This window comes from Pseudarthrobacter equi, from assembly GCF_900105535.1.
GTDB lineage: Bacteria > Actinomycetota > Actinomycetes > Actinomycetales > Micrococcaceae > Arthrobacter > Arthrobacter equi.
On the sequence record NZ_LT629779.1, the window covers coordinates 2,900,106 to 2,921,793 of the forward strand.

Sequence of the window (21,688 nt, forward strand, 5' to 3'; positions counted from 1 at the left end):
GGGCCTTCGCCCTGCTCCGTGCGCCTCAGCACGAGAAAATACTCTACCCGAGACTTTCGGCTCGCACAAATCGAGACGACGGGACCTTTGACCGCGCCCGGCACCGCCCCGGAATTGACCCCTTGCCCACGGGCTAAATTTAAAGTTACTGTCGAGTAAGTTACTCATCGGTAACTAGATGCATGCCCTGCCAACCGGGCACCTCCATAGAACTGGAACCGTTCCAACCACCATGGTCTTCGCCGCCGGGCAGCGTCGTCCGGTGGCGGGTTAGGAAGTCAGCGTTGACAACCCGTACAGCAGCCATTGCGGCAGACGGCCGCAAGAGCCGGTCCCAATCCATCGCAATCTTCGCTTTATCCCTGTTGCTTGTTCTACTCCTTGCTTTTTACACCTACCTGACCGGCCAGATATCCGGCGGCGCCGCCCGGCTCAGTGATGGCGCCGCCAAGGCAGCGGCCGGTGCGGCCCAACTCAGGGACGGCTCAGGCCAGCTCGCCACCGGGGCGGGAGCAGCCAACTCGGGCGCCGTCCAGGTCAGGGACGGCTCAGCAAAGGTCGAGGACGGGATAACGGCACTGAACACCGGCGCCGTGGCCCTCCAGTCCGGGGCGGGCGAGATCTACTCCGGAGTCCGGGACAAACTCGCGCCCGGAGCGGACAAACTGCATTCAGGCACCACCAAGCTCCAGAACGACGTGGTCAACAGGCTCGTTCCGGGTGTCTACCAGGTCGATGACGGCGCCAGGAAGCTTCAGGCGGGTGCCATCGAGCTTTCCACTGCTTTGACCCCCTCGCCGGCCGGGAACACCCCGAACAACCTTGCCGACGGCGCCGGGCAATTGGCGGCAGGAACCGGCCGCCTCGCTGCGGGCGCAGGACAGTTGGACACCGGTGCGGGCACCCTCAACGCCGGTGCGGCGGCGCTGCGTAACGGCACAGCCCAGCTCAAGGCAGGAACAGATCGGCTTGAGGGATACCCGGGCGCGGGCAACGACCCCGCCAAGGGAGACGGGCTGGCTGCGCTCAGCCAGGGCCTTGACCAGCTCGAGTCTGCGGCGAACGGCCCCCAGGGCCTGGTGCCGATCGGCCTGCTCAAGGACAAGATTGCCAAACTTGCCGAGGGCGGCCGCAGGGCCTACTCGGGGGCAGCCCAGCTCAATGCGGGTGCCGGAACGCTCGACTCCGGGGCGGTTGCCCTCAGCGACGGCGCAGGCAGGCTCAAGGCCGGAACCAGCACCCTCACTGCGGGAGCGGACGAGCTGAATTCCGGTGCGGGCAGGCTCACGGCAGGCTTTGCCACGCTGGCGCAGCGGCTCAACTCGACGGACCCGCACAACCCGGGAGTGGTTTTGGGCACATCCCTGCTGGCCGACGGCACGGCAAAGATCCGCACCGGCATGGACGGCGTGCCCGGGGACCCGGAGAGGCCGGGACTGATTTACGCCGCAAACACCCTCAATGACGGCACCGCCAAGCTCATGACAGGGATTAACGGCGACGGCGACCCGTCGAACCCCGGCCTCCTCGCAGGGGCGCAGGCCCTCTCCGACGGCACCGTCCAGCTGAGCGCCGGCGCAGGCAAGCTCCAGGCAGGCAGCAGCCAACTGGCTGAGGGCACGGGAAAGCTCGCCGAGGGCAACGGCAAGCTGGACAACGGTTCGGGCAAGCTGGCGGAGGGCGCGGGCACCCTGGCCAACGGGAACTCACAGCTGGCCGCGGGCACGGAAGAGCTGCACGCGAAGGTGACGGCAGTATCGCCGTCGTCGTGGCTGAACGGCCCTGCAACGGCGCTTCTGCTCGTCGGGCTGCTGCTGACCGCCGGCGTCGCCGCCTTCCTCGTCCTGCGCCGCCGCGCTGCCCGTACGGGAGCGGACTGAGCGATGAGGGACTGAGCGGTGGCGGACTGGGCGACGCCGGGCCGGCTGCACTGACCCGGCACTCCCCCTAGTGGAAGAGCGGGAGCAATTCCGCCAGCGTGGAAATCGCGGCACCTGAAAAATGCGCCGCGGTTTCCGCGTTCCGGTTCAGCCAAACGCCCTGCAGCCCGGCCGCCATCGAGCCCTCCGCATCGAGCAACCTGTTGTCGCCCACGTAAAGCGTTTCGGCGGGTGCAGTGCCCAGGAGCCGGACACCTTCGAGATAGATCGCCGGGTTGGGCTTGGCCACCCCCAAGGTGTCGGTGCCCACGAGGTGCGCCACCCGCTCCAGGCCGGCGCCATCCAGTTTCGCCCGTTGGTAGTCGTGGACGTTGTTGCTGACGGCCCCGTACGGGATCCCTGCCCGGTCCAGGACATCGAGCAGCGGCAGGACGTCCGGGAACGGCTTCACGTAGGACGGCTGCTTCTGGATGTAGGCGGTCAGCCACTGGTGCGATTCCTCGCCGTCGGCCAGTTCGATGCCGAAGTGTCCCAGCGCAGCCCGGCCCCGCAGAAGGCGCTGCTCATTGAACGTCAGCTCGCCCGCAAGGTACTGGTCGTAATAGTGCGTGGTCTCGTGGGTGAAGATGCGGCCGAACCGCTCCCACCCGGACTGGTCGAGGCCGGGCAGGAGATGCTCGCTGACCTCCCGCAAGGCGGTGGTCATGGAGTATTCGAGATCCACGAGGGTGTCGTCGATATCGAACAGGACACCCCGGACGGTACCCACTTGGGCCTCCAGGAGGCCGCCGACGGCGGAACTGGCCACAACCATCAGCCGCGGAAAGCCTGAAGCCTGCGGAGTGAGGCATCCTTGCCCAGGATCACCATCGACTCGAACAGCGGCGGCGAGATACGGCGGCCGGACACGGCGGTGCGGACCGGTCCGAAGGCCAGTCGCGGCTTCAGTCCAAGGTCCTCGACGAGGGCCTGCTTGAGGGCAGCCTGGATGGCCTCCGGATTCCATTCCTCGATGGGCTCAAGGGCACCGATCGCTGCGTCCAGGACTTCGGCCAGGTTTTCCGGCAGGCCCTTGCGCGCGTCGTCGGCAACGTCAATGGCGTCATCGGCCTTGAACAGGAAGGCGATCATTTCCGGTGCCTCGCCCAGCAGGGTGATGCGCTCCTGGATCAGGGGTGCGGCTTCGGTGACGATCTCTTCTTCGCGGTCGGTCAGGATCTCCCCCACCAGTCCGGCTTCCCGCAGGTAGTGCGCCACCCGGTTCCGGAAATCCTCCGGGGCGAGCATCCGCACATGCGTGCCGTTGATGGCTTCGGCCTTCTTCAGGTCGAAGCGCGCGGGGTTGGCCAGGACGTCGTGGATGTCGAAGTTCTCCACCAGCTGCTCCACGGTGAAGATGTCCTCGTCGGCGCTGAGTGACCAGCCCAGCAGGGACAGGTAGTTCAACAGGCCCTCCGGGATGAAGCCCCTCTCGCGGTGGAGGAAGAGGCTGGACTCGGGATCGCGCTTGGAAAGCTTCTTGTTCCCCTGGCCCATGACGTAGGGCAGGTGGCCGAATTCCGGCATGTACTCAGCAACACCCACTGCGTGGAGCGCCCGGTAAAGGGCAATCTGACGAGGGGTGGAGCTGAGCAGGTCTTCGCCGCGGAGCACGTGGGTGATGCCCATCAGCGCGTCGTCCACCGGATTGACCAGGGTGTACAGCGGGTGGCCGTTGGCCCGCACCACTGCGAAGTCGGGAACCGAACCGGCACGGAAGGTAATCTCGCCGCGGACCAGGTCGGTAAAGGTGAGGTCCTCGTCGGGCATCCGGAGGCGGAGGACGGCCTGGCGGCCCTCGGCCCGGTACTGCGCCAGCTGCTCGTCCGTCAGGTGCCGGTCGTACCCGTCGTAGCCGAGCTTGGGGTCACGGCCGGCGGCGCGGTGACGGGCCTCAATCTCGTCCGGCGTGGAGTACGACTCGTAGATGAATCCGCCCTCATGCAGCCGCTTGATGACGTCCTGGTAGATATCGCTGCGCTGGGACTGCCGGTAGGGTTCGTGCGGGCCGCCCACCTCGACGCCCTCGTCCCAGTCGATGCCGAGCCACTTCAGCGCGTCCAGCAGCTGGTGGTAGCTCTCCTCGCTGTCCCGCGCCGCGTCCGTGTCCTCGATGCGGAACACCAGGGTGCCTTTGGTGTGCCGTGCGTAGGCCCAGTTGAACAGGGCGGTACGGATCAGGCCCACGTGCGGGGTGCCGGTGGGTGAGGGGCAGAAACGGACCCGTACGGGTGTTTCCGGGGTAACAGACGGGATGGAGGCGGCAGGCGACGAAGAAGCGATAGTCATAGTGGCTTCAACTTTACCGTCTGGCGCCTGCCGCCACCGCGGCTTGTCCGTTAGCGGCGGACGATCGGGTTGGACAGCCGGCCGATGCCTTCGATTTCCACTTCATACCGGTCACCGGCGGTGACCAGACCGACGCCGGCGGGAGTGCCGGTCATGATCACGTCACCGGGCAGCAGGGTGAACGCCTGGGAGACGATCGAGACCAGTTCCCGGACGCCGCGGATCATCTGGTTGGTGTTGCCGTCCTGGCGCATTTCGCCGTTGAGCCTGCCCTGGATCTGCAGGTCCTCGGTGTCCAGCTCCGTTTCGATCCACGGGCCAAGCGGCGCGGACGTATCGAACCCCTTGGCGCGGGTCCACTGCAGGTCGGTCTTCTGGACGTCGCGGGCCGTGAGGTCGTTGCCGCAGGTGTAACCGAAGATGACGTCGTCGACGCGGTCCTCCGGGACGTCCTTGCAGATCCGGCCGATTACGACGCACAGCTCTGCCTCAAAGGAGATCTCCTCGGAGAACTCCGGCAGCACGACCGGATCGTTCGGGCCGACGACGGCCGTGTTCGGCTTCAGGAACAGCAGCGGCTGGGCGGGCACGTCGTTGCCGAGCTCGTGGGCGTGCTCCACGAAGTTCCGGCCGACGCCGATCACCTTGCTGCGCGGGATAATCGGCGCCAGCAGCCGGACGTCCTCCAGCTTGTGGCGGACCGACGTGCGCTCCACGCCATTGAAGAACGGGTCACCCTGGATGACAGTAATTTCCTCGCTGCCGGCGTCACCTTCAACAACGCCGTACAGGGGATCGGAATCGACGACAAACCTCGCAATACGCATGGTTCATACCCTACCGTTTCCGGGGTGGGCTCCCGCATTTCCGGGCCCCTCCCGCAGGTAGTGCAGCTGCGCGGCCACTGACATCTCGGCGGCGCGCCTGACGGAAGGTCCGACGTCGGAATAAACGGCGTCCGCCACGTGGCCAACGGACGCGTCCCGGCCCAGCCGGTCCAGGGTTGCGCGGATCTGCGCCAGGCGTTCGTGGCGGTGCGTCCGGTAGCCGCGGACAACCTCCGCCAGGGAGGGGAGGACAGGTCCGTGGGCCGGCAGGACGGTGGCCGCCCCCATGTCCTCAAGCCGGTCCAGGGTGGCCAGGTAGTCCCCCAGCGTCCCGTCGGGATAGTCCAGCATGGTGGTTCCCCTGCCCAGGATGGTGTCCCCGGTCAGGACGGACCCGTCCGGCCCATCGCCGGGCAGGTGGAAGCAGACTGAGTCGGAGGTGTGCCCCGGAGTGGCCAGGATGGTCAGCTCAAGCCCCGCGGCGCGGACCACCTCACCGTCCTGCAGCGGCACTCCCCCACCGTGGCAGTGGGCCGGATCCGCGGCGCGGACAGGGGCGCCGGTGAGCTCGTGCAGCCGCGCCGAACCCGCCGTGTGGTCGGCGTGGCGGTGGGTGATGAGGACGAGTTCAACGTCGGCCGCGCGCGCCAGAGCCAGGAGGTGAACTTCATCGTCCGGTCCGGGATCCACCACCACCGCGGTGGGGCTGCCGGGACCGGCAAGGACATAGGAGTTGGTCCCGTCCAGGCTCATGGGTCCGGGATTGGGCGCAAGGATGAACCGGGTCAGGTCGGAACTGCGCTGCAGGGTGGCGGCGGGATCATGAGTCACTGCCCCATCCTTGCACCGATGGACCGGGGTTTCCCGATCACCGGCCCCGGATCACGGGCCGGAATAGATCTAACACCCGGGAGGGTTGACCACAAATGATGCCCCATCCACCATCAGGAAGCCGGATACATTCATGACCAGCGCACCCAGCCTTGCAGAACTCATCGCCAACGCAGAAGCGGACGGCCACGACCACTCCTCGACGGAGAAGAGCACCGGGCTCCTGCACATCCACAACCATGCGGCAGGAACCGTGGTCTGGTTTCCCACCTGGAAGACGTTCCGCGGGACGGCCGACTGGAGCGAAGCAGTGGACGCGGCCGGGGCGGAACTCGCCGAGTCGGAGGCAGCAGACGCACAGGCGGCCGGTATCCTGGCCGGCGAACTGGAGGAACTGCTGGCGCGTGCCGCTGTGTCGGGTGACGCCGCAGCTTTCGCCAATGAGAACATCACCACGCACCTGACCCGCGCCTGGGCGCTGGGTGACGCGGCCGCCAAGGCCACGGGCAGGGAACCGTTCAATGCCGGAGCCACCCCCGCGGCCTTCGAAGGCTATCCCTATGAGGTATACGCGCAGGACGGCGGCGTGTTTGCCTCGTCCCTGTTTAACGACATCATCGATGCCCGGCGCCAGCACGCGCTGGCCGAAGAGGCGGCCCGGAAGGCCCTGAAGCCGGTCTCCCGCAAAGCCCAGAAGAACGCCGCCCGCAAGGCAGCCCGGCGCTGACCGCCGTCGTAGGCATTATGCCGACCCGCGCACACCGCTCCAAAGCTCCGAAGCTTCTTCGCGAAACCCGGCCTCGACGGTTGTGATCCGCGAACAAGGCCCGGACCGGCAGGCGAAGGGCTTAGACGCAAACGGCGCCTGCATGGACCGGAGTCCGGCAGGCGCCGTCGTGCGCTTCTAAACCGTCAGCCCGCTCAGGCGAGGCGGGTCAGCCAGCCGTGGGTGTCCGGAACGGTGCCGGTCTGGATGCCCAGCAGCTGCTCGCGGATGGCCATGGTAGTTTCACCGGCCTTGGCGTCCTCCGTGCCGATGAATTCCGTGGCGTCCTTGAGGACACCGATGGGGGTGATGACGGCCGCGGTTCCGCAGGCAAAGACCTCCGTGATCTCGCCGGAGGCAACGCCGTCGCGCCATTCATCGAGGGTGATCTTGCGCTCGGTGACCTCCCGGCCCATGTCCTTGGCCACCTGCATGACGGACATCCGGGTGACGCCTTCGAGGATGGTGCCGGTAAGGGCGGGCGTGACCAGGGAGCCGTCCTTCATGACGAAGAAGACGTTCATGCCCCCGAGCTCTTCCACGGCGTCGTCGTTGAAGTGGTCGAGGAAAAGGACCTGCTTGCAGCCGTTGGCTTCAGCTTCCTGCTGGGCGATCAGGGACGCGGCGTAGTTGCCGCCGCACTTGGCATCGCCCGTTCCGCCGCGCCCTGCACGGGCGTACTCGCGCGAGATCCAGATGGAAACCGGCTTGAGCTCGCCGCCGAAGTAGTTGCCGGCAGGCGAAGCGATGACCCGGAAGGAAACCTCCCGAGCGGCGCGGACACCGAGGAACGCCTCGGTGGCGATCATGAACGGCCGCAGGTAAAGGGCCTCACCGTCGCCGTTCGGAACCCAGTCCTTGTCCGCGGCCACAAGCTCGCGGATGGCGCCGAGGAAGTACTCCACGGGCAGCTCGGGCAGGGCAAGCCGGCGTGCGGACTTGTTCAGCCGGGCCGCGTTGGCCTCCGGACGGAACGTCCAGACGGAACCGTCGGCGTGGCGGTAGGCCTTCAGCCCTTCGAAGATCTCCTGGCCGTAGTGGAAGACGGCTGCAGAAGGATCCAGGACGATGGGTCCGTAGGCTTCGACCCGGGGGTCGTGCCAGCCGCCGTTGCCGTCCGCGTCCACGCTGTAGTCGACGACGGCGGTGTGGTCGGTGAAGTAGTTGCCGAATCCCGGGTTCGCCAGGATGGCTTCACGCTGTTCTGCGGTCTTCGGGTTCGCCGAAGGCTGCAGGCTGAATTCGACGCCATGGGCAGTCTGGGTCATGGTTCCTCCACGATCGGCCGCCGGGGGTTCAGCGCTGAACGGAGGTGGCGGCATTTGGTAATTCGAGACAAGCTTACGCCCGATGCCGGTGGCTCCGGCGCGGGTCAGAGTCCGGCGGCGATGGCGTCGCCGACGGCGGTGGTGCTGCGGGCGGTGCCGTCGCGCTTTTCGACGTCGGCCACTACCGCGGCTTCGATCTTTCGGGCCGCTTCGGCGTAGCCAAGGTGGTCCAGCAGGAGCGCGGCGGAGAGGATGGCCGCCGTCGGATCGGCCTTGCCCTGGCCGGCGATGTCCGGCGCGGAACCGTGGACGGGCTCGAACATGGAGGGCGCCGTGCGGTCCATGTTGATGTTCCCGCTGGCGGCCAGTCCGATGCCGCCGGTGATGGCGGCAGCCAGGTCCGTGAGGATGTCACCGAAAAGGTTGTCGGTGACGATGACGTCGAAGCGGGACGGATCGGTAACCATGAAAATGGTGGCGGCGTCCACGTGCAGGTAGTCGTGGGTGACCTCCGGGAACTCCTGGGCCACGGCCTCGACAGTGCGCTTCCAGAGGTGCCCGGCGAAAACCAGGACGTTGTGCTTGTGGACCAGGGTGACGTGCTTGCGTTCGCGGGCGCTGGCGCGGCGGAAGGCATCGCGGACCACGCGCTCCACGCCGTGGGCGGTGTTCAGGGACACCTCGGTGGCCACTTCGTGCGGGGTGCCGGCGCGCAGGCTGCCGCCGTTGCCCACGTAGGGTCCTTCGGTTCCTTCGCGGACCACGATGAAATCAATGGTGCCCGGGTTGGCGAGGGGACTGCCGACTGTGCCGTACAGCCGTGACGGGCGCAGGTTGACGTAGTGGTCGAGGCTGAACCGCAGTTTCAGGAGCATCTCGCGCTCGATGATGCCGGACGGGATGCGGGTGTCACCGGGGGCTGCCCCGACAGCGCCGAACAGGATGGCATCGCGGGTCCGCAGGTCCGCGAGGACCTCGTCCGGCAAGGTCTCGCCGGTGGCCAGCCAGTGCTCGGCACCAAGCTTGTAGTGGGTCTGCTTGAGCTCCACTCCCTCCGCGGCCACAGCCTTTTCCAGCACTTTGACTGCCTCGGCAATGACTTCAGGGCCGATGCCGTCGCCGGGAATTACTGCAAGGTCAATGGAGGATGTGCTCATATTTTCAGGGTAGCCAAAACATCCATATGCTGGTCAACATGTCTCACTATTCAGACACGACCGTGCCTTGTGCCTCCCGGGCGGACCCTCCGGAAGCGAGATCAGCCTCCGGTATGAGGCGTCGTCAGGCCCCAACCGCATAGAGTTCCCGGGTGGAACGACGGCACAAGATCTATCAATGGCTCCGGGTCAACACCTTCCGGGTGGACCTGGCCCTCATGTTTGCGGTCCTGGTGTTCTGCGGCCCGGTCTATCTCCTCGCCGACAGGCCAGGCCACTTTCTCCTGTCCAGCGCGCTGGTGGTTCCGCTGGCCTGGCGGCGGACCAGCCCGGTCCGCGCCGCAGCAGCCATCGTGCTCGCTTGCCTTGCGCTGTGGGCCGCCGGGCTTGAGCCGCTGGCGGGCCTGGTGGCCGTTCCGCTGATCATCTACGCCGTTGCCGCCTACGGTCCCGTCTGGGCCAGCCGCTCCGTGCTTGGCCTGGGCCTGCTCGGCGGGGTGCTCCTGACCAGCCGCAACCTCAGCAGCACCGCCGAAACCGGAGTCCTTGGCCTGACCATCAGCGCGGTGTATACGGTGCTGATCTGGATGCTGGTCCTGTTCAGCTGGACCCTGGGCGACCTGACCCGGGTGCGGCGCCAGCAGCTCCAGACCCTGTCAGACCGTGCCCGCAGGCTCGAGATCGAACAACAGCAGGAACGGTCACTCGCCGCCGCCGATGAACGCGCCCACATCGCCCGGGAAATGCACGACATTGTGGCCCATTCCCTCTCGGTGATCATCACCCAGTCTGACGGCGCCAGGTATGCCGCCGCGGCCAACCCTTCGGTTGCCACCGAGACTTTGGCCACTGTCGCCGCCACAGCCCGGACCTCACTGGCGGAAATGCGGCGCCTGCTGGGCGTGCTGCGGCACGGCGATGAGGCCGCCACCCGTCCGCTGCCCGGGTTGTCAGACGTGGACGAGCTGTTCCTCGGCTTCCGGGCGGCAGGCCTTCCCCTGGCCTTTGAACAGCAAGGCTCCCCGCGCCGGGTTCTTCCGCCCGGTGCCGAACTCACCGCCTACCGGGTGCTCCAGGAGGCGCTCACCAACGTCCTTAAGCACGCAGGGCCCCGGGCCACCGCCAGTGCCGCCATCCGTTGGCAGCAGCGGGGCCTGCAGATAGAGGTGTACGACGACGGCCGGGGCGCCTCCGCGGACCACGCCGGCGACGCTGCGGAATACGGCGGCAACGGCCTGCGCGGAATGCGGGAGCGAATCAACCTCTACGATGGTTCGTTGGCGGCCGGACCGGCCGCGGGCGGGGGCTTCCTGGTCTCGGCTTTCCTCCCGTACACAGAGGCCTGAGCAATGACACTCCTGGAAGAACACGCGCCTGCGGACAGGATCAGGGTTGCCCTGGTCGATGACCAGCAGCTGGTCAGGTCGGGATTTGGCATGCTGATCAACTCCCAGCCCGACCTCGACGTGGTGGTCGAAGCGGGCAATGGCCTTGAGGCGCTGCAGGCGCTCGGCGCGGTGGCGGCCGACGTCGTCCTGATGGACGTCCGGATGCCGGGCATGGACGGAATTGAAGCCACCCGCCGGCTGATGGAAAGCGCGCTTGCCGCCCCGGCCGGCTCGGCCAGGACAGAGCTCCGGGTGGTGGTGCTGACAACCTTCGACCTGGACGAGTACGCGCTGGCCGCCATCCAGGCCGGCGCCAGCGGGTTCCTGCTCAAGGACGCTCCTCCCGAGGAACTGCTGGAGGCCATCCGGACCGTACACCGCGGAGACGCTGTCATCGCTCCGTCAACCACCCGGCGGCTCCTGGACCATGTTGCCCCGCTGCTGCGCACCCAAGGCAGCGAACGGCCGGAACACCATGCGGCCGTCCAGCGGCTCACCGCCCGCGAGCGCGAGGTGTTCCAGCTCATTGCGCAGGGACAGTCCAATCCCGAGATCGCGGCAGGCCTGTTTGTGTCCGAGGCCACGGTCAAAACCCATGTGGGGCATATCCTGGCCAAGCTGGGAGCCCGCGACCGGGTCCAGGTCGTGGTGATCGCGTACGAGACCGGAGTGGTCACTCCCGGAGGCTGACAGCGTATGGGCGCGGGCTCAGACCACGGTATGATCCCGTCCCCGGCAGGACCAGACCCCAGGCCGATCCCCCGGCCGGGTGCCGGCCCATAGCGTGGAACCATGACAACTTCCGTGCATGACCACCCTGGTTTGAACAGGGATAACGCCACTTCCTCCCCCGCTGTCCAGGCACTGTCCCTCACCAAGAACTACGGCCGCGGCGCCACCCGCGTCAGTGCCCTGCGCGAGGTCAGCGTCACCTTCGACGCCGGCCGCTTCACGGCAATCATGGGACCGTCCGGCTCGGGCAAGTCGACCCTGATGCACTGCCTCGCCGGCCTGGACACCGCGGACTCCGGGCAGATCCTGGTGGGCGGGACGGACATCACGGCCCTGAACGACAAGCAGCTCACCGCACTGCGCCGCGACCGGATCGGGTTTGTCTTCCAGGCGTTCAACCTGGTGCCGACCCTGACGGCCGAACAGAACATCACCCTCCCGCTGGCGCTGGCCAACAAAGCCACGGACACCGCCTGGTTCGACACCGTGGTGTCCACACTGGGCCTCAAGGACAGGCTCCGGCACCGGCCGCATGAACTCTCCGGCGGCCAGCAGCAGCGGGTTGCCGTGGCCCGGGCCCTGCTGACCCGGCCCGACGTGGTCTTCGGAGACGAACCCACCGGTAACCTTGATTCGACAGCCGGCGGCGAAGTCCTGTCACTGCTGCGCCGGAGCAGCCGCGAAATGGGCCAGACCATCATCATGGTCACGCACGATCCCGTGGCAGCCAGCTACGCCGACCGGGTGGTCCTGATGAGTGACGGCAACCTGGTGGGCGAGATCGCCGAACCCACCGCCGCATCCGTCCTTGCCGCCCTCGGCAAGCTGGGAGGCTGAGCGTGCTGCGCGTCGCCCTCTCGCAATTCCAGTCCCACAGCCGGCGGTTTATAGCCGTCGGCCTGGCCGTCATGCTGTCGGTGGCATTCCTGTCCACCACACTGATGGTGGGTGCCAGCACCAGGGCGTCGCTGGGCGCCAGCCTTGGCGAGGCGTACAGCAGGGCGGAACTCATCGCCACACCGGACAGGGGTACTTTCAACGGTGCGGCCCTGGCAGCGGCCCGAGGGGTACCTGGCGTCAGCGAAGCCTACGGTCGCCTTCAGGCGTATGCGGAATTCACGGCAGGCGGCCAGGAAGTGTTCGCGCAGGCCCGCAACCTGGCGCCCGATGCCCTGGAAACAGCGGCCGTTACCGATGGCGCCCTGCCGGTGCGTGCCGACGGCGTCGCCGTGGACAGCGACACTGCCGGGCGCTACGGGCTGCATGTCGGCGACGCCCTGGAGCTCAGGGCTCCGGACGGCGCCACCACCACGGCGATGACCGTCACCGGGATCCTCCGCGCCAGCCATGATCCTTTCGCCTCCGCCCTCCCGCAACTGCTGGCCGGAACTCCTGCGGTCAGTGCGCTGGCGGCGGACGGCCAGGCCCCCGGTGCCGGCCCGGGCGCTGCGGACGGCTATGCCAGCATCCAGCTTGCGCTGGCGCCGGGCACCGACGTTGCCGCGGCCAGGGCGGGCGCCCTGGCAGCGATTGCCGGCACCGGAACCCCCGCGCAGGTCAAGACCGCGGACGAGCAGGTCACGGCCCAGGTGGCCCTGATGACCGGCGGCCAGGACGAACTGACGGTGGTCCTGCTGGCTTTCGCCGGAATCGCCCTGCTGGTTTCCGGCCTGGTGGTTTCCAACACATTCGCAGTGCTGGTGGCCCAGCGCACCCGGGAACTCGCGCTGCTCCGGTGCCTGGGCGCCGCCCGGGCGCAGGTGCGCAATTCCGTCCTGGCCGAAGCCCTCGTGGTGGGCCTGGTGTCTTCCGTGGCGGGGGTGCTCGCCGCCGTCGGCCTGATGGCAGCCCTGATTGGCTGGGCCGGGACGCAGCCGGACATGGCCTTTGCCACCATGGCGGTGCCGCCGTCGTCCATCGTGGCGGGCCTCGCCGTGGGTACGGTCCTGACCGTGGCCGCCGCCATGGTCCCTGCCAGGGCGGCGACCGCCGTAGCGCCGCTCGCTGCCCTGCGCCCCGCCGACGATGCCGGCATCGGGAACCGGCGCGGCCGGGTACGGCTGGTCATGGGCCTTGCCGCCCTCGCCCTGGGAGTTCCGCTGCTCGCCTTCGGCGCGGCCAGCGTGATGCTGGTAGTGGCGTTCGCCGGCGGCGTGCTGTCCTTCATCGGGGTGTTGCTCTGCGCCACGCTGTTCGTGCCCCGGCTGGTAGGCCTGGCGGGACGGCTGGCCGCTCCCGCCGGCGTCCCCGGCAAACTGGCTGCGCTCAACGCCGTCCGCAACCCTGGGAGGACATCAGTGACGGCTGCCGCCCTGCTCATCGGGGTCACGCTGGTGGCCCTGATGATGACCGGGGCGGCCACCGCACGCCAGGCATTCGATGACGCCCTCGCCGAGACCTACCCGGTGGACATGGCCGTCACCGCTGAGCACCTGACCGCGGCCCAGCAAGACGCCGTGGCGCGGATCGATGGCGTTGCGGCTGCCGCGCTGCTGCCCGCGGCGGGGCGTTTCGAGCAGCAGGGCGCGGAAAACCCCGTCTACGCGGTCGGCGCAGCGGAGGCCGGACGGCTGCTCCGCGACACCACACTCGTCCTGGAGCCCGGGAAGATCTACCTGCCCGAGGGCGCCCAAGCGGGGCGCGTCGACGTCAACGGCGCATCCGGCACGGCCACCCTGGAGGCAGAGGTCCTGCGGACCCGCAACATTCCGGCGCTCGTCTCCGCGGAGACCGCGCAGCAGTCCGGCCTGCTGGGCGATGCCACGGCGGGCAGCACCGTGTGGGTGCGCCTTGCAGACGCCCCCGGCGGCGGGCAGCTGTCCGGGGACCGCATCAAGGACATCCAGTCCGCCGTGGCCCACGCCCTCGGCGTTGGCGGGAGCGCTGTCAGCGGTGCGGCTATTGAGCGTGTCACCTTCAACGAGGTCATCGACGTGCTGCTCCTGGTGGTCACAGGCCTCTTGGGGGTCGCGGTGCTGATCGCGCTGATCGGCGTGGCCAACACCCTGTCCCTGTCCGTGCTGGAGCGGACGCGTGAGAACTCCCTGCTGCGGGCGCTGGGCCTGACCCGAGGCCAGCTACGCGGAATGCTTGCCCTGGAAGCCGTCCTGGTTGCCGCCGTCGCGGCGCTGCTCGGCTCAGCCCTGGGAACGGTGTACGGATGGCTGGGCGCCCGTTCGGCGCTCGGCAGCCTGGCCGCGGTCACGCCGGTGGTTCCTTGGCTGCAGCTGGCGGGAGTGCTGGCCGTGGCAATCGCCGCCGGGCTGCTGGCATCGGTCCTTCCCGCCAGGCGGGCGTCCCTGCTGTCACCGGTGCAGGGGCTCGCCACCACGTAGATCCGCCGGAGGCACCACTAAAAAGGGCAGGAGCCGCGGAAATCCCGCGGCTCCTGCCCTTTCGTGAACCGGCTAGGCCTCTGCCGGTTCCTCGTACTTGGGGAACACCGGCGCCGGCGCAGGCAGCGGCGTCCCGGCGGCGATGCGCGTGGGGACTGCTGCGAACTGGCGTGCGTCCCCTTCCGGCTGGCCGAGGGCGTCAAGCAGCCGCGCCGTCGAACCCGGCATCACCGGCTGGGCGAGGATTGCCACGATGCGCAGCACCTCCAGGGTGACGTAGAGGACGGTGTTCATGCGTTCGACGTCGGTCTTCCGCAACACCCAGGGCGCCTGTTCGGCGAAGTAGGCGTTCGTGTCGCCAAGGACCGCCCAAATGGCCTCGAGGGCGCGGCTGAACTCCTGCTTGTCGAAGGCCGCACGCGCTGTGTCCAGCAAGGCACCGGCCTGTTCCAGGATGGCGGTGTCAGCATCCGCGAAAGCGCCCGGGGTGGGAACGGCTCCCCCGCAGTTCTTGGCCACCATGGACAGGGAACGTTGCGCCAGGTTGCCGAAGTTGTTCGCCAGGTCCGAGTTCATCCGGCCCACGATGGCCTCATGGTTGTAGCTGCCGTCAGCTCCGAACGGCACCTCGCGGAGGAAGAAGAACCGCACCTGGTCCAGGCCGTACTGCTCCACGAAATCGGCCGGTGCCACCACGTTGCCCAGCGACTTGGACATTTTGACGCCGTTGTTGTGCAGGAAGCCGTGGATCATGACGCGCTTGGGCAGTTCCAGGCCGGCACTAAGGAGGAACGCGGGCCAGTAGATGGCGTGGAACCGGGAGATGTCCTTGCCGATCACATGGACATCGGCCGGCCAGAACCGGCGGAACTTCTCCGAGTCCACGTCCGGGTAGCCCACACCGGTGAGGTAGTTGGTCAGCGCATCCACCCACACGTACATGACGTGGTTGCTGTTGCCCGGCACCGGGACGCCCCAGTCGAAGGTGGTGCGGCTGATGGACAGGTCCTCAAGGCCGCGCTTGACGAAGCTGATCACTTCGTTGAACCGGGACTGCGGGGCACCGAACTCCGGCTGCGCTTCGTAGAGGGCCAGCAGCTTGTCCTGGTACGCCGACAGCCGGAAGAAGTAGCTCTCCTCGGCCGTCCACGTCACCTCGGTGTCCGTCTCTTTCGAGTAGCGCACGCCGTCGTCCTTCACGACTGTCTCATCCTCGCCGTAAAACGCTTCGTCACGGACGGAGTACCAGCCCTCGTACTTGTCGAGGTAAATGTCGCCGTTGGCTTCCATCTTTTTCCAGATGGCCTGAGACGCTGCGTAGTGGTCCTCGTCCGTGGTGCGGATGAAGCGGTCGTACGTGATGCCGAGGGCTTCGTGCGCCGCCTTATAGACTTCCGCGTTCCGGTCCACCAGCTCCTTGGGAGTGATGCCTTCCTTTTCGGCAGTCTGGGCGATCTTCATCCCGTGCTCGTCCGTGCCCGTCAGGAACATCACGTCGTAGCCGTCCAGCCGCTTGAAGCGCGCCATGGCGTCGGTGGCGATGTACTCGTAGGCGTGGCCGATGTGCGGCACGCCGTTGGGGTAGGTGATGGCCGTGGTGATGTAGAACGGCGTTTTCTCTGAAGCAGTCACGTGCGGACAGTTACCTTCGATGCGGAGGGACGGGCTAGATCAGTTCAGTCAGGCTATCGCTCAGCCGGACCAGTTCGTGGTCGTGTGACGCCACCAGGACGGCGATGCCGTCTGAGGTGGTGTCCTTGAGGATGCTGATGATGCGGTTGGCGGAGGCGCGGTCCAGGCTGGCGGTGGGCTCATCCACCACCAGGACGCGGGTGCCCAGGATCAGGGCGCGGGCGATGGCGACGCGCTGCCGCTCACCGCCGGAAAGCTGCGCGGGCCGGTGCCGCATGCGCCGGCCCAGGCCCACCAGGTCCAGGAGGTCCTTGGCCATGTCGCGGCGCTGGTCCACCTCGCCGTCGGGGACGGCGGGCAGGAGGACGTTTTCCAGGGCGCTCATGCCGTCAATCAGGGCACCGCCCTGGTCCACGTAGCCGATCAGCGCGCGACGGCGGTCGGCAATTTCGTCGTCGCCCATGCTTTCAAGGGAATCGCCTTCCCAGAAGACGCGTCCCGACGTCGGCAGGGTCAGTCCCGCGCCGACCGTGAGGATGCTGGTCTTGCCCGAGCCGCTTCGGCCGGCGACGCAGTGCATCTCGCCTGCGTGCAGCGTCAGGTCGAAGCCCTCCACGACGCTGACGGCTTCGGCTCCGCCCTTGCCGCCGCCATAGCGGATGGTGATGTCACTCAGCTCCAGCGGGGTGGCGTGGTCAGCCGCCTTGACGATGGTGTTGGCGCGGGTCTGCAGGGGAACCTCGCCGGAGCCGCCCCTGCGGCTCCGCTGGACATTCGTCGGGTTTGTCATTGGACCACTTTCGTTGCAATTGGAATCCAGCAAAGTACTGCCACGAGGCCGGCAACGCCTGCCCACAGCGCGGCGTAGGGGGCCAGGAGGAGGCCGATGCCGAGGGCGCCCAGCACGCCCAGGGGCAGGGCGACGGTTCCCACCAGCGCGTTTTCGAACAGGCGGACCTGACGCAGCATGTCGGGGTTCCAGCCCATGGCCTCGAGGATGCCCAGGTACTGGCGCTTGGCGTTCAGTTCGAACCTGCCGGTGACCAGGGTGAGGATGAGGCCCACTGCCACGCCGGCGATGGCCAGCAGGATGCTGGGCAGCGCCACGCTGGCTGCGGCAAGCCCGCTCAGCGCGCTGGCGCCGGCAGCGCGGGGAATGTCGATGAGCAGTGCAATCAGTCCGCCCACGGCGGCGCCGAAGACACCCACTGCCACGGCCAGGGACAGGGTGTTGAACTTATTGGTGCCCAGCTGGCGGTTGGCGAAGGTCAGCGGCGAGTCCACCGGGATCAGCCGTTCGTCGTGCTGCGGTTCCTGGTCGATGACGTCGCGGTGCCTGAGCTGCTGTGCGGCAAACAGTGCCGCGGCGGCGTAGAGCACCAGGACTGCGGCGCACACCAGCGCGGTGGACAGGCTCCAGCTGATGAGGCTCAAGACGATGCCTGCCACGGCCAGCAGGACCGCGCCGACGCCGAATTCCTCGAGTACCCAGCTGCGGATCCGCCGCTGGGTCCAGCCCATGGCGCGCAGGGTCCCTGCCTCGCTGCGACGTTTACGGATGTAGCTGACGGTCGATGCCCCGGTGAGCAGGGCGGCACCGCAGAGGGTCAGGAAGAGCAGGGTGACGTTGGTTCCGGACAGCGAACCGGTGACGGCGTCGGCGGCGTTCTGCCGGACCCAGGACTGCTGCACGGTGCCCAGCGGCGATTCCTTGCCGGCGTCGTCCTTGGAGTAGCCGGGTACAAAGATGCTGGCGTCTTCACGGGCTGAACCTGCCACGATGGTGGCTTCCAGTCCCATGTCGCGGATCTCCGCGGCGAGCTTTTCGACGTCGGGCTGTGCTTCCTTCCAGCTGCCCGGCGCCTTGGCGCGGACCCGGATGGCGTCGATGACGTTGGCGTTGTTGGTGTAGCCGCGGGCCGCGGCCAGGCCGTAGTAGTCCGTGATGGCGCCCGCGGACTGGCTGGCCAGTCCGGTGGCGCTGAGGGACGGCTGAAGCTCCGTGGCCGGAACATCCTTGCCTTCGGCGTCCTTGACCATCGTGAACGGCGTGGGGTCGTAGCCGCCCAGGGGCAGCTTGTTGACGTCGCCGGATGCCTCGGCCACTGCGGCGGGGTCGAAGGTGCCGTACACCATGGCCAGCGGGGAGGCCTGCTTCTGTCCGGTGGACAGGTTGTCCCGGTAGGAGCGCTCGTCCACGGGCTCGCGCTGGGTCTGGTCCACCGGGGCGCCGTTGGCGCTCTTTTCGGGCAGGCGGTTGACGGTTACCCATTCACCGGGGACGGCGTTCTTGTCCACGGCACCGTTGGCCGCTGTGCCGGCGTCGGTGTACTTGGGAGCTGCCGCGAAGTCGGTGCTCCATTTTGCGGGCGTGTAGAGGCCCTGGTTGAAGTTTCCGTTGGCGCCCAGCAGCGACGTGTGGTCGGTCGAGCCGGGCCAGGACAGCGCGAAGGGGTCCTTCGAGACGAAGGGAAGGTAGTCCTTGTCGAGCGAGCGGGTGGCGGTGCCCACCTCGTTGATGACCTTGCCGGAGTCGTCGATCTCTTCGATCTTGACGTTGTACTTCAGGTCAAGGGAGGTGCCGGAGCGGACCACGAGGGGGATGGCCTGGGAATCGGTCGTCAGCTGGCCGGTGCGCTTGGCCTGCTGGTACTGGGTCATCAGCGGTGCCCAGTACTTGAGCTTCACGCCGAGGAAGTCAGGCCCGTCCTTGAGTTCATCGAGGCCGATGCCATTGGTGAAAAGGCCTTCGAGGTACCGGCCGACGGCGCCGGCGTTGCGTGCGTCGGCAGGCGGCGCTTTTTCGAGCGGGGCCAGGAAGTCCCCGGCAGTGCCGAGGAGGTCGCGCTCCGATGCGGGGTCAACGGCCACCACGGATTCCGTCACCTCGGGCGCGAGCGGCAGGGAGACGGAAAGGTTGAACAGGTTGTGCTCGGAACCGCCGGCCGGAGACGGGAACTTGATGCCGGTTTCGCCCGCTGGCGCAGCGATGCGGATGCTGCTGCCTCCAGCGGCCTTTTCCTCGACGAGCTTGGCCTTGCCCAGGGTTCCCTCGGCGGTGGACTTGAACAGTGTCTGTTCGGAAACGCCGTCCGAGCTGACTGCGCTGGCGGTCAGGCGGTACTTCTTGGCTTTGTCGCCCAGCACGGATTCGGCGGCGGGCCACTGGTCCGGGGACGTGGCTCCAGCGGCCTGGTCAGCCGTTGCCGTTCCGGCGAGGCCGGCGTTGTAGCCGAGGTAGTCCATGGCGTCCAGCCGGGGCGCTTCGAGGTTCTGCGTCACGCGGGACACGAGGCTGATGGGGGCAGCCACCGACGTTCCGGAGAGCTTCCGGATCGAATCCAGCTGCTCGAAGCTGATGCCGCCGGTGCCGTTGGCGATCTCGGGCTGGAGCAGGGCTCCGGCAGGAGCCTTGGCCTGGACCAGCACGTCGTACAGGCCGCGTGAATTCTCATCCACGGTCCTGTTGAGTGCAGCCTGTGACTGGCTTTGGACGAGGACCGACAAGCACATGGCTGCGATCAGGATGGCCGCGGTCAACAGCAGCACTTTGCTCCTGATGAACCTCTGGACGGCGTTCATTGAACTCCCTGAGACCTGGATTGCGTGGCGCACACCCGTGTCGACCACGTGGCGGCAGCGGACATGGACGATTACGGACGGATGTGCAAAAAGTATTGGCCGGCCTGCCGGACCGGTCCCGAAACGGGACCAGGCCATATTAAGCAGACCGGCCAATCATACGTGGCCGCGCCGGGACGCGCCGAGCGGAGACGTGTCGTTCGGCGTTTCGTGCGGCCGGGCGGACTGGTTAGTCTTCCAGGTCCACTTCGCGGACCATCTCGGCGCCGATGCCGGCCTTGATGGCGTCCAGGACCTGCTGCGGCACAGAGCTGTCGATGGTCAGCAGCGCCAGCACCTGTCCGCCTTCGTCGTGGCGGGCCACCTGCATGCCGGCGATGTTGATGTTGTTCATGCCCAGGATGTGGCCGATGGTGCCGATGACGCCGGGACGGTCGGCGTAAGCCACCACCACGAGGTGTTCGCTGATGGGGATTTCCACCTCGAAGCCGTTGATGCCCACCAGCTTCTGGACCTGCTTGGGACCGGTCAGGGTGCCGGCCACGGAGATCTGGCTGCCATCGCTCAGGGCGCCGCGCAGGGTCAGTACGTTGCGGTAGGACTCGGTATCCGGGGTGGTGATCAGGCGGACGTTGATGCCGCGCTGTTCGGCAATCACCGGGGCGTTGACGTAGGAAACCTGCTCGGTGACAACGTCGGCGAAAATACCCTTCAATGCAGCCAGTTCCAGGACCTTGACGTCCAGCGAGGAGATTTCGCCGGCAACCTCAATGTCGAACTGCGTCAGCGAGTCGTGGGTCAGTGCCGTGAAGATGCGGCCCAGCTTCTCGATGAGCGGGATGCCGGGGCGCACGTCGGGGGCGATGACACCGCCGGCCACGTTGACTGCATCCGGAACCAGTTCGCCGGCCAGGGCCAGGCGGACAGACTTGGCAACGGACACGCCGGCCTTTTCCTGGGCCTCATCGGTGGAAGCCCCAAGGTGCGGGGTGACCACGACGTTGTCGAGCTTGAAGAACGGAAGGTCCGTGCTCGGCTCCTTGGAGAAGACGTCGACGCCGGCACCGGCGATGTCGCCGTCCTGCAGGGCCGTGAACAGGGCCTCTTCGTCCACCAGGCCGCCGCGGGCGACGTTGATGACGTAGGCGGTGTTCTTCATCTTCTTGAAGGCATCCGCTCCGAGCATGCCCACGGTTTCCGGGGTCTTCGGCATGTGGATGGTGATGAAGTCGGACTGGGCGAGCAGCTCGTCCAGGGTGACCAGCTGGACGCCGAGCTGGGCTGCGCGGGCCGAGGTGATGTAGGGGTCGTACGCAAGGATCTTGGTGTCGAAGCCCTTCAGGCGGGCTGCCACGAGGGCGCCGATGCGGCCGAGGCCGATGATGCCGATCTTCTTTTCGAAGAGCTCGATACCGGTGTACTTGGACCGCTTCCATTCGCCGTCCTTGAGGGCGGCGCTGGCCTGCGGGATGTGGCGGGCAAGGCTGAGGATGTGGCCCACCGTGAGTTCGGCCGCGGAGACGATGTTGGACGTGGGGGCATTGACCACCATGACGCCGGCCTGGGTGGCGGCTTTGATGTCCACGTTGTCGAGCCCCACTCCGGCGCGGGCGATGACCTTGAGGTTCTTCGCCGCTGCGATGGCTTCGGCATCCACCTGCGTTGCGGAACGGACCAGGATGGCGTCAACATCGCCAATCGCCGAGAGCAGCTGGGAACGGTCAGCGCCGTCGGCCTGGCGGATCTCAAAGTCCGGGCCAAGGGCCTCGACGGTAGCGGGAGAAAGTTCTTCGGCGAGCAGTACTACGGGTTTTGACACGGCTGATCCTCTGCGTTGCAGTCCTGGGGATGGGAACAAGTCTAGGCCGACGGAAAGGCCGGGCTCACATTGTTAAGTGTGAACCCGGCCTCATCGCGGCACTTTAGCTGGCTGTCGCGCGTTCGCCTGGCGGCGCGCGGTGG

General features: G+C 67.3%; 16 protein-coding genes. 6 read left to right on the top strand and 10 right to left on the bottom strand.

The window, feature by feature from the left end; genetic code table 11:
• Positions 1-284 precede the first annotated feature (284 nt).
• Positions 285-1,880 (top strand): hypothetical protein, encoded by a 1,596-nt coding sequence (locus BLT71_RS13095; protein ID WP_091720976.1) that lies wholly within the window; start codon positions 285-287, stop codon positions 1,878-1,880.
• A gap of 67 nt (positions 1,881-1,947) precedes the next feature.
• On the opposite strand, the gene BLT71_RS13100 is transcribed toward BLT71_RS13095, so the two are convergent.
• From BLT71_RS13100 to BLT71_RS13115, 4 genes are read right to left on the bottom strand one after another with little or no spacing between them, the layout of a single operon-like run.
• Positions 1,948-2,694, bottom strand: a complete 747-nt coding sequence (locus BLT71_RS13100; protein ID WP_091720978.1) for an HAD family hydrolase — start codon at positions 2,692-2,694, stop codon at positions 1,948-1,950.
• Positions 2,694-4,208, bottom strand: a complete 1,515-nt coding sequence (gene gltX / locus BLT71_RS13105) for a glutamate--tRNA ligase (protein ID WP_091720981.1) — start codon at positions 4,206-4,208, stop codon at positions 2,694-2,696. The genes BLT71_RS13100 and gltX overlap by 1 nt, the downstream gene beginning before the upstream one ends.
• 50 nt (positions 4,209-4,258) lie before the next feature.
• The gene (locus tag BLT71_RS13110) at positions 4,259-5,035 is read right to left on the bottom strand and encodes a fumarylacetoacetate hydrolase family protein (RefSeq protein ID WP_091720984.1); all 777 of its coding nucleotides are present in this window, start codon (positions 5,033-5,035) and stop codon (positions 4,259-4,261) included.
• Between the two features lie 3 nt (positions 5,036-5,038).
• The gene (locus tag BLT71_RS13115; protein WP_091720986.1) at positions 5,039-5,866 is read right to left on the bottom strand and encodes an MBL fold metallo-hydrolase; all 828 of its coding nucleotides are present in this window, start codon (positions 5,864-5,866) and stop codon (positions 5,039-5,041) included.
• Positions 5,867-5,999: 133 nt separating this feature from the next.
• Between BLT71_RS13115 and BLT71_RS13120 the strand changes: the two genes are divergently transcribed.
• Positions 6,000-6,593: a hypothetical protein gene (locus BLT71_RS13120; protein WP_091720989.1), complete on the top strand. Its 594-nt coding sequence runs from the start codon at positions 6,000-6,002 to the stop codon at positions 6,591-6,593.
• Positions 6,594-6,787: 194 nt separating this feature from the next.
• On the opposite strand, the gene BLT71_RS13125 is transcribed toward BLT71_RS13120, so the two are convergent.
• A complete protein-coding gene (locus tag BLT71_RS13125; protein WP_091720991.1) occupies positions 6,788-7,900 on the bottom strand; it encodes a branched-chain amino acid aminotransferase in 1,113 nt (370 codons plus the stop codon).
• Between the two features lie 104 nt (positions 7,901-8,004).
• On the bottom strand, positions 8,005-9,057 hold the full coding sequence (locus tag BLT71_RS13130) for a 3-isopropylmalate dehydrogenase (protein ID WP_091720994.1): 1,053 nt from the start codon (positions 9,055-9,057) through the stop codon (positions 8,005-8,007).
• A 152-nt stretch (positions 9,058-9,209) separates the two neighbouring features.
• Between BLT71_RS13130 and BLT71_RS13135 the strand changes: the two genes are divergently transcribed.
• The 4 genes from BLT71_RS13135 (at position 9,210) to BLT71_RS13150 (ending at position 14,512) form a co-directional block, all read left to right on the top strand.
• Positions 9,210-10,403, top strand: a complete 1,194-nt coding sequence (locus BLT71_RS13135; protein WP_091720997.1) for a sensor histidine kinase — start codon at positions 9,210-9,212, stop codon at positions 10,401-10,403.
• A 3-nt stretch (positions 10,404-10,406) separates the two neighbouring features.
• On the top strand, positions 10,407-11,135 hold the full coding sequence (locus BLT71_RS13140) for a response regulator (RefSeq protein WP_091721000.1): 729 nt from the start codon (positions 10,407-10,409) through the stop codon (positions 11,133-11,135).
• A 102-nt stretch (positions 11,136-11,237) separates the two neighbouring features.
• A complete protein-coding gene (locus tag BLT71_RS13145) occupies positions 11,238-12,014 on the top strand; it encodes an ABC transporter ATP-binding protein (RefSeq protein ID WP_091721002.1) in 777 nt (258 codons plus the stop codon).
• A gap of 2 nt (positions 12,015-12,016) precedes the next feature.
• Positions 12,017-14,512, top strand: a complete 2,496-nt coding sequence (locus BLT71_RS13150; RefSeq protein ID WP_091721005.1) for an FtsX-like permease family protein — start codon at positions 12,017-12,019, stop codon at positions 14,510-14,512.
• A gap of 72 nt (positions 14,513-14,584) precedes the next feature.
• Here the strand turns inward: BLT71_RS13150 and metG are convergent, their stop codons facing one another.
• The 4 genes from metG to serA all read right to left on the bottom strand — a co-directional run bounded on the left by metG (position 14,585) and on the right by serA (position 21,545).
• The gene (gene metG, locus BLT71_RS13155; protein WP_091721008.1) at positions 14,585-16,144 is read right to left on the bottom strand and encodes a methionine--tRNA ligase; all 1,560 of its coding nucleotides are present in this window, start codon (positions 16,142-16,144) and stop codon (positions 14,585-14,587) included.
• A gap of 34 nt (positions 16,145-16,178) precedes the next feature.
• Entirely contained in the window at positions 16,179-16,934 is a 756-nt protein-coding gene (locus BLT71_RS13160) for an ABC transporter ATP-binding protein (RefSeq protein WP_091721010.1), read from the bottom strand.
• Positions 16,931-19,726: an ABC transporter permease gene (locus tag BLT71_RS13165; RefSeq protein ID WP_091721013.1), complete on the bottom strand. Its 2,796-nt coding sequence runs from the start codon at positions 19,724-19,726 to the stop codon at positions 16,931-16,933. Before BLT71_RS13165 ends, BLT71_RS13160 begins: the two co-directional genes overlap by 4 nt.
• A gap of 229 nt (positions 19,727-19,955) precedes the next feature.
• Positions 19,956-21,545 (bottom strand): phosphoglycerate dehydrogenase, encoded by a 1,590-nt coding sequence (serA, locus tag BLT71_RS13170; RefSeq protein ID WP_056085272.1) that lies wholly within the window; start codon positions 21,543-21,545, stop codon positions 19,956-19,958.
• Positions 21,546-21,688 lie beyond the last annotated feature (143 nt).

Excerpts from the sequence above, each read along its gene's own strand:
- BLT71_RS13100 (WP_091720978.1), bottom strand. The coding sequence starts at position 2,694 with ATGGTTGTGGCCAGTTCCGCCGTCGGCGGCCTCCTGGAGGCCCAAGTG.
- BLT71_RS13120 (WP_091720989.1), top strand. The coding sequence starts at position 6,000 with ATGACCAGCGCACCCAGCCTTGCAGAACTCATCGCCAACGCAGAAGCG.
- BLT71_RS13160 (WP_091721010.1), bottom strand. The coding sequence starts at position 16,934 with ATGACAAACCCGACGAATGTCCAGCGGAGCCGCAGGGGCGGCTCCGGC.
- BLT71_RS13125 (WP_091720991.1), bottom strand. The coding sequence starts at position 7,900 with ATGACCCAGACTGCCCATGGCGTCGAATTCAGCCTGCAGCCTTCGGCG.
- BLT71_RS13130 (WP_091720994.1), bottom strand. The coding sequence starts at position 9,057 with ATGAGCACATCCTCCATTGACCTTGCAGTAATTCCCGGCGACGGCATC.
- BLT71_RS13145 (WP_091721002.1), top strand. The coding sequence starts at position 11,238 with ATGACAACTTCCGTGCATGACCACCCTGGTTTGAACAGGGATAACGCC.
- BLT71_RS13165 (WP_091721013.1), bottom strand. The coding sequence starts at position 19,726 with ATGAACGCCGTCCAGAGGTTCATCAGGAGCAAAGTGCTGCTGTTGACC.
- BLT71_RS13110 (WP_091720984.1), bottom strand. The coding sequence starts at position 5,035 with ATGCGTATTGCGAGGTTTGTCGTCGATTCCGATCCCCTGTACGGCGTT.
- BLT71_RS13140 (WP_091721000.1), top strand. The coding sequence starts at position 10,407 with ATGACACTCCTGGAAGAACACGCGCCTGCGGACAGGATCAGGGTTGCC.
- gltX (WP_091720981.1), bottom strand. The coding sequence starts at position 4,208 with ATGACTATCGCTTCTTCGTCGCCTGCCGCCTCCATCCCGTCTGTTACC.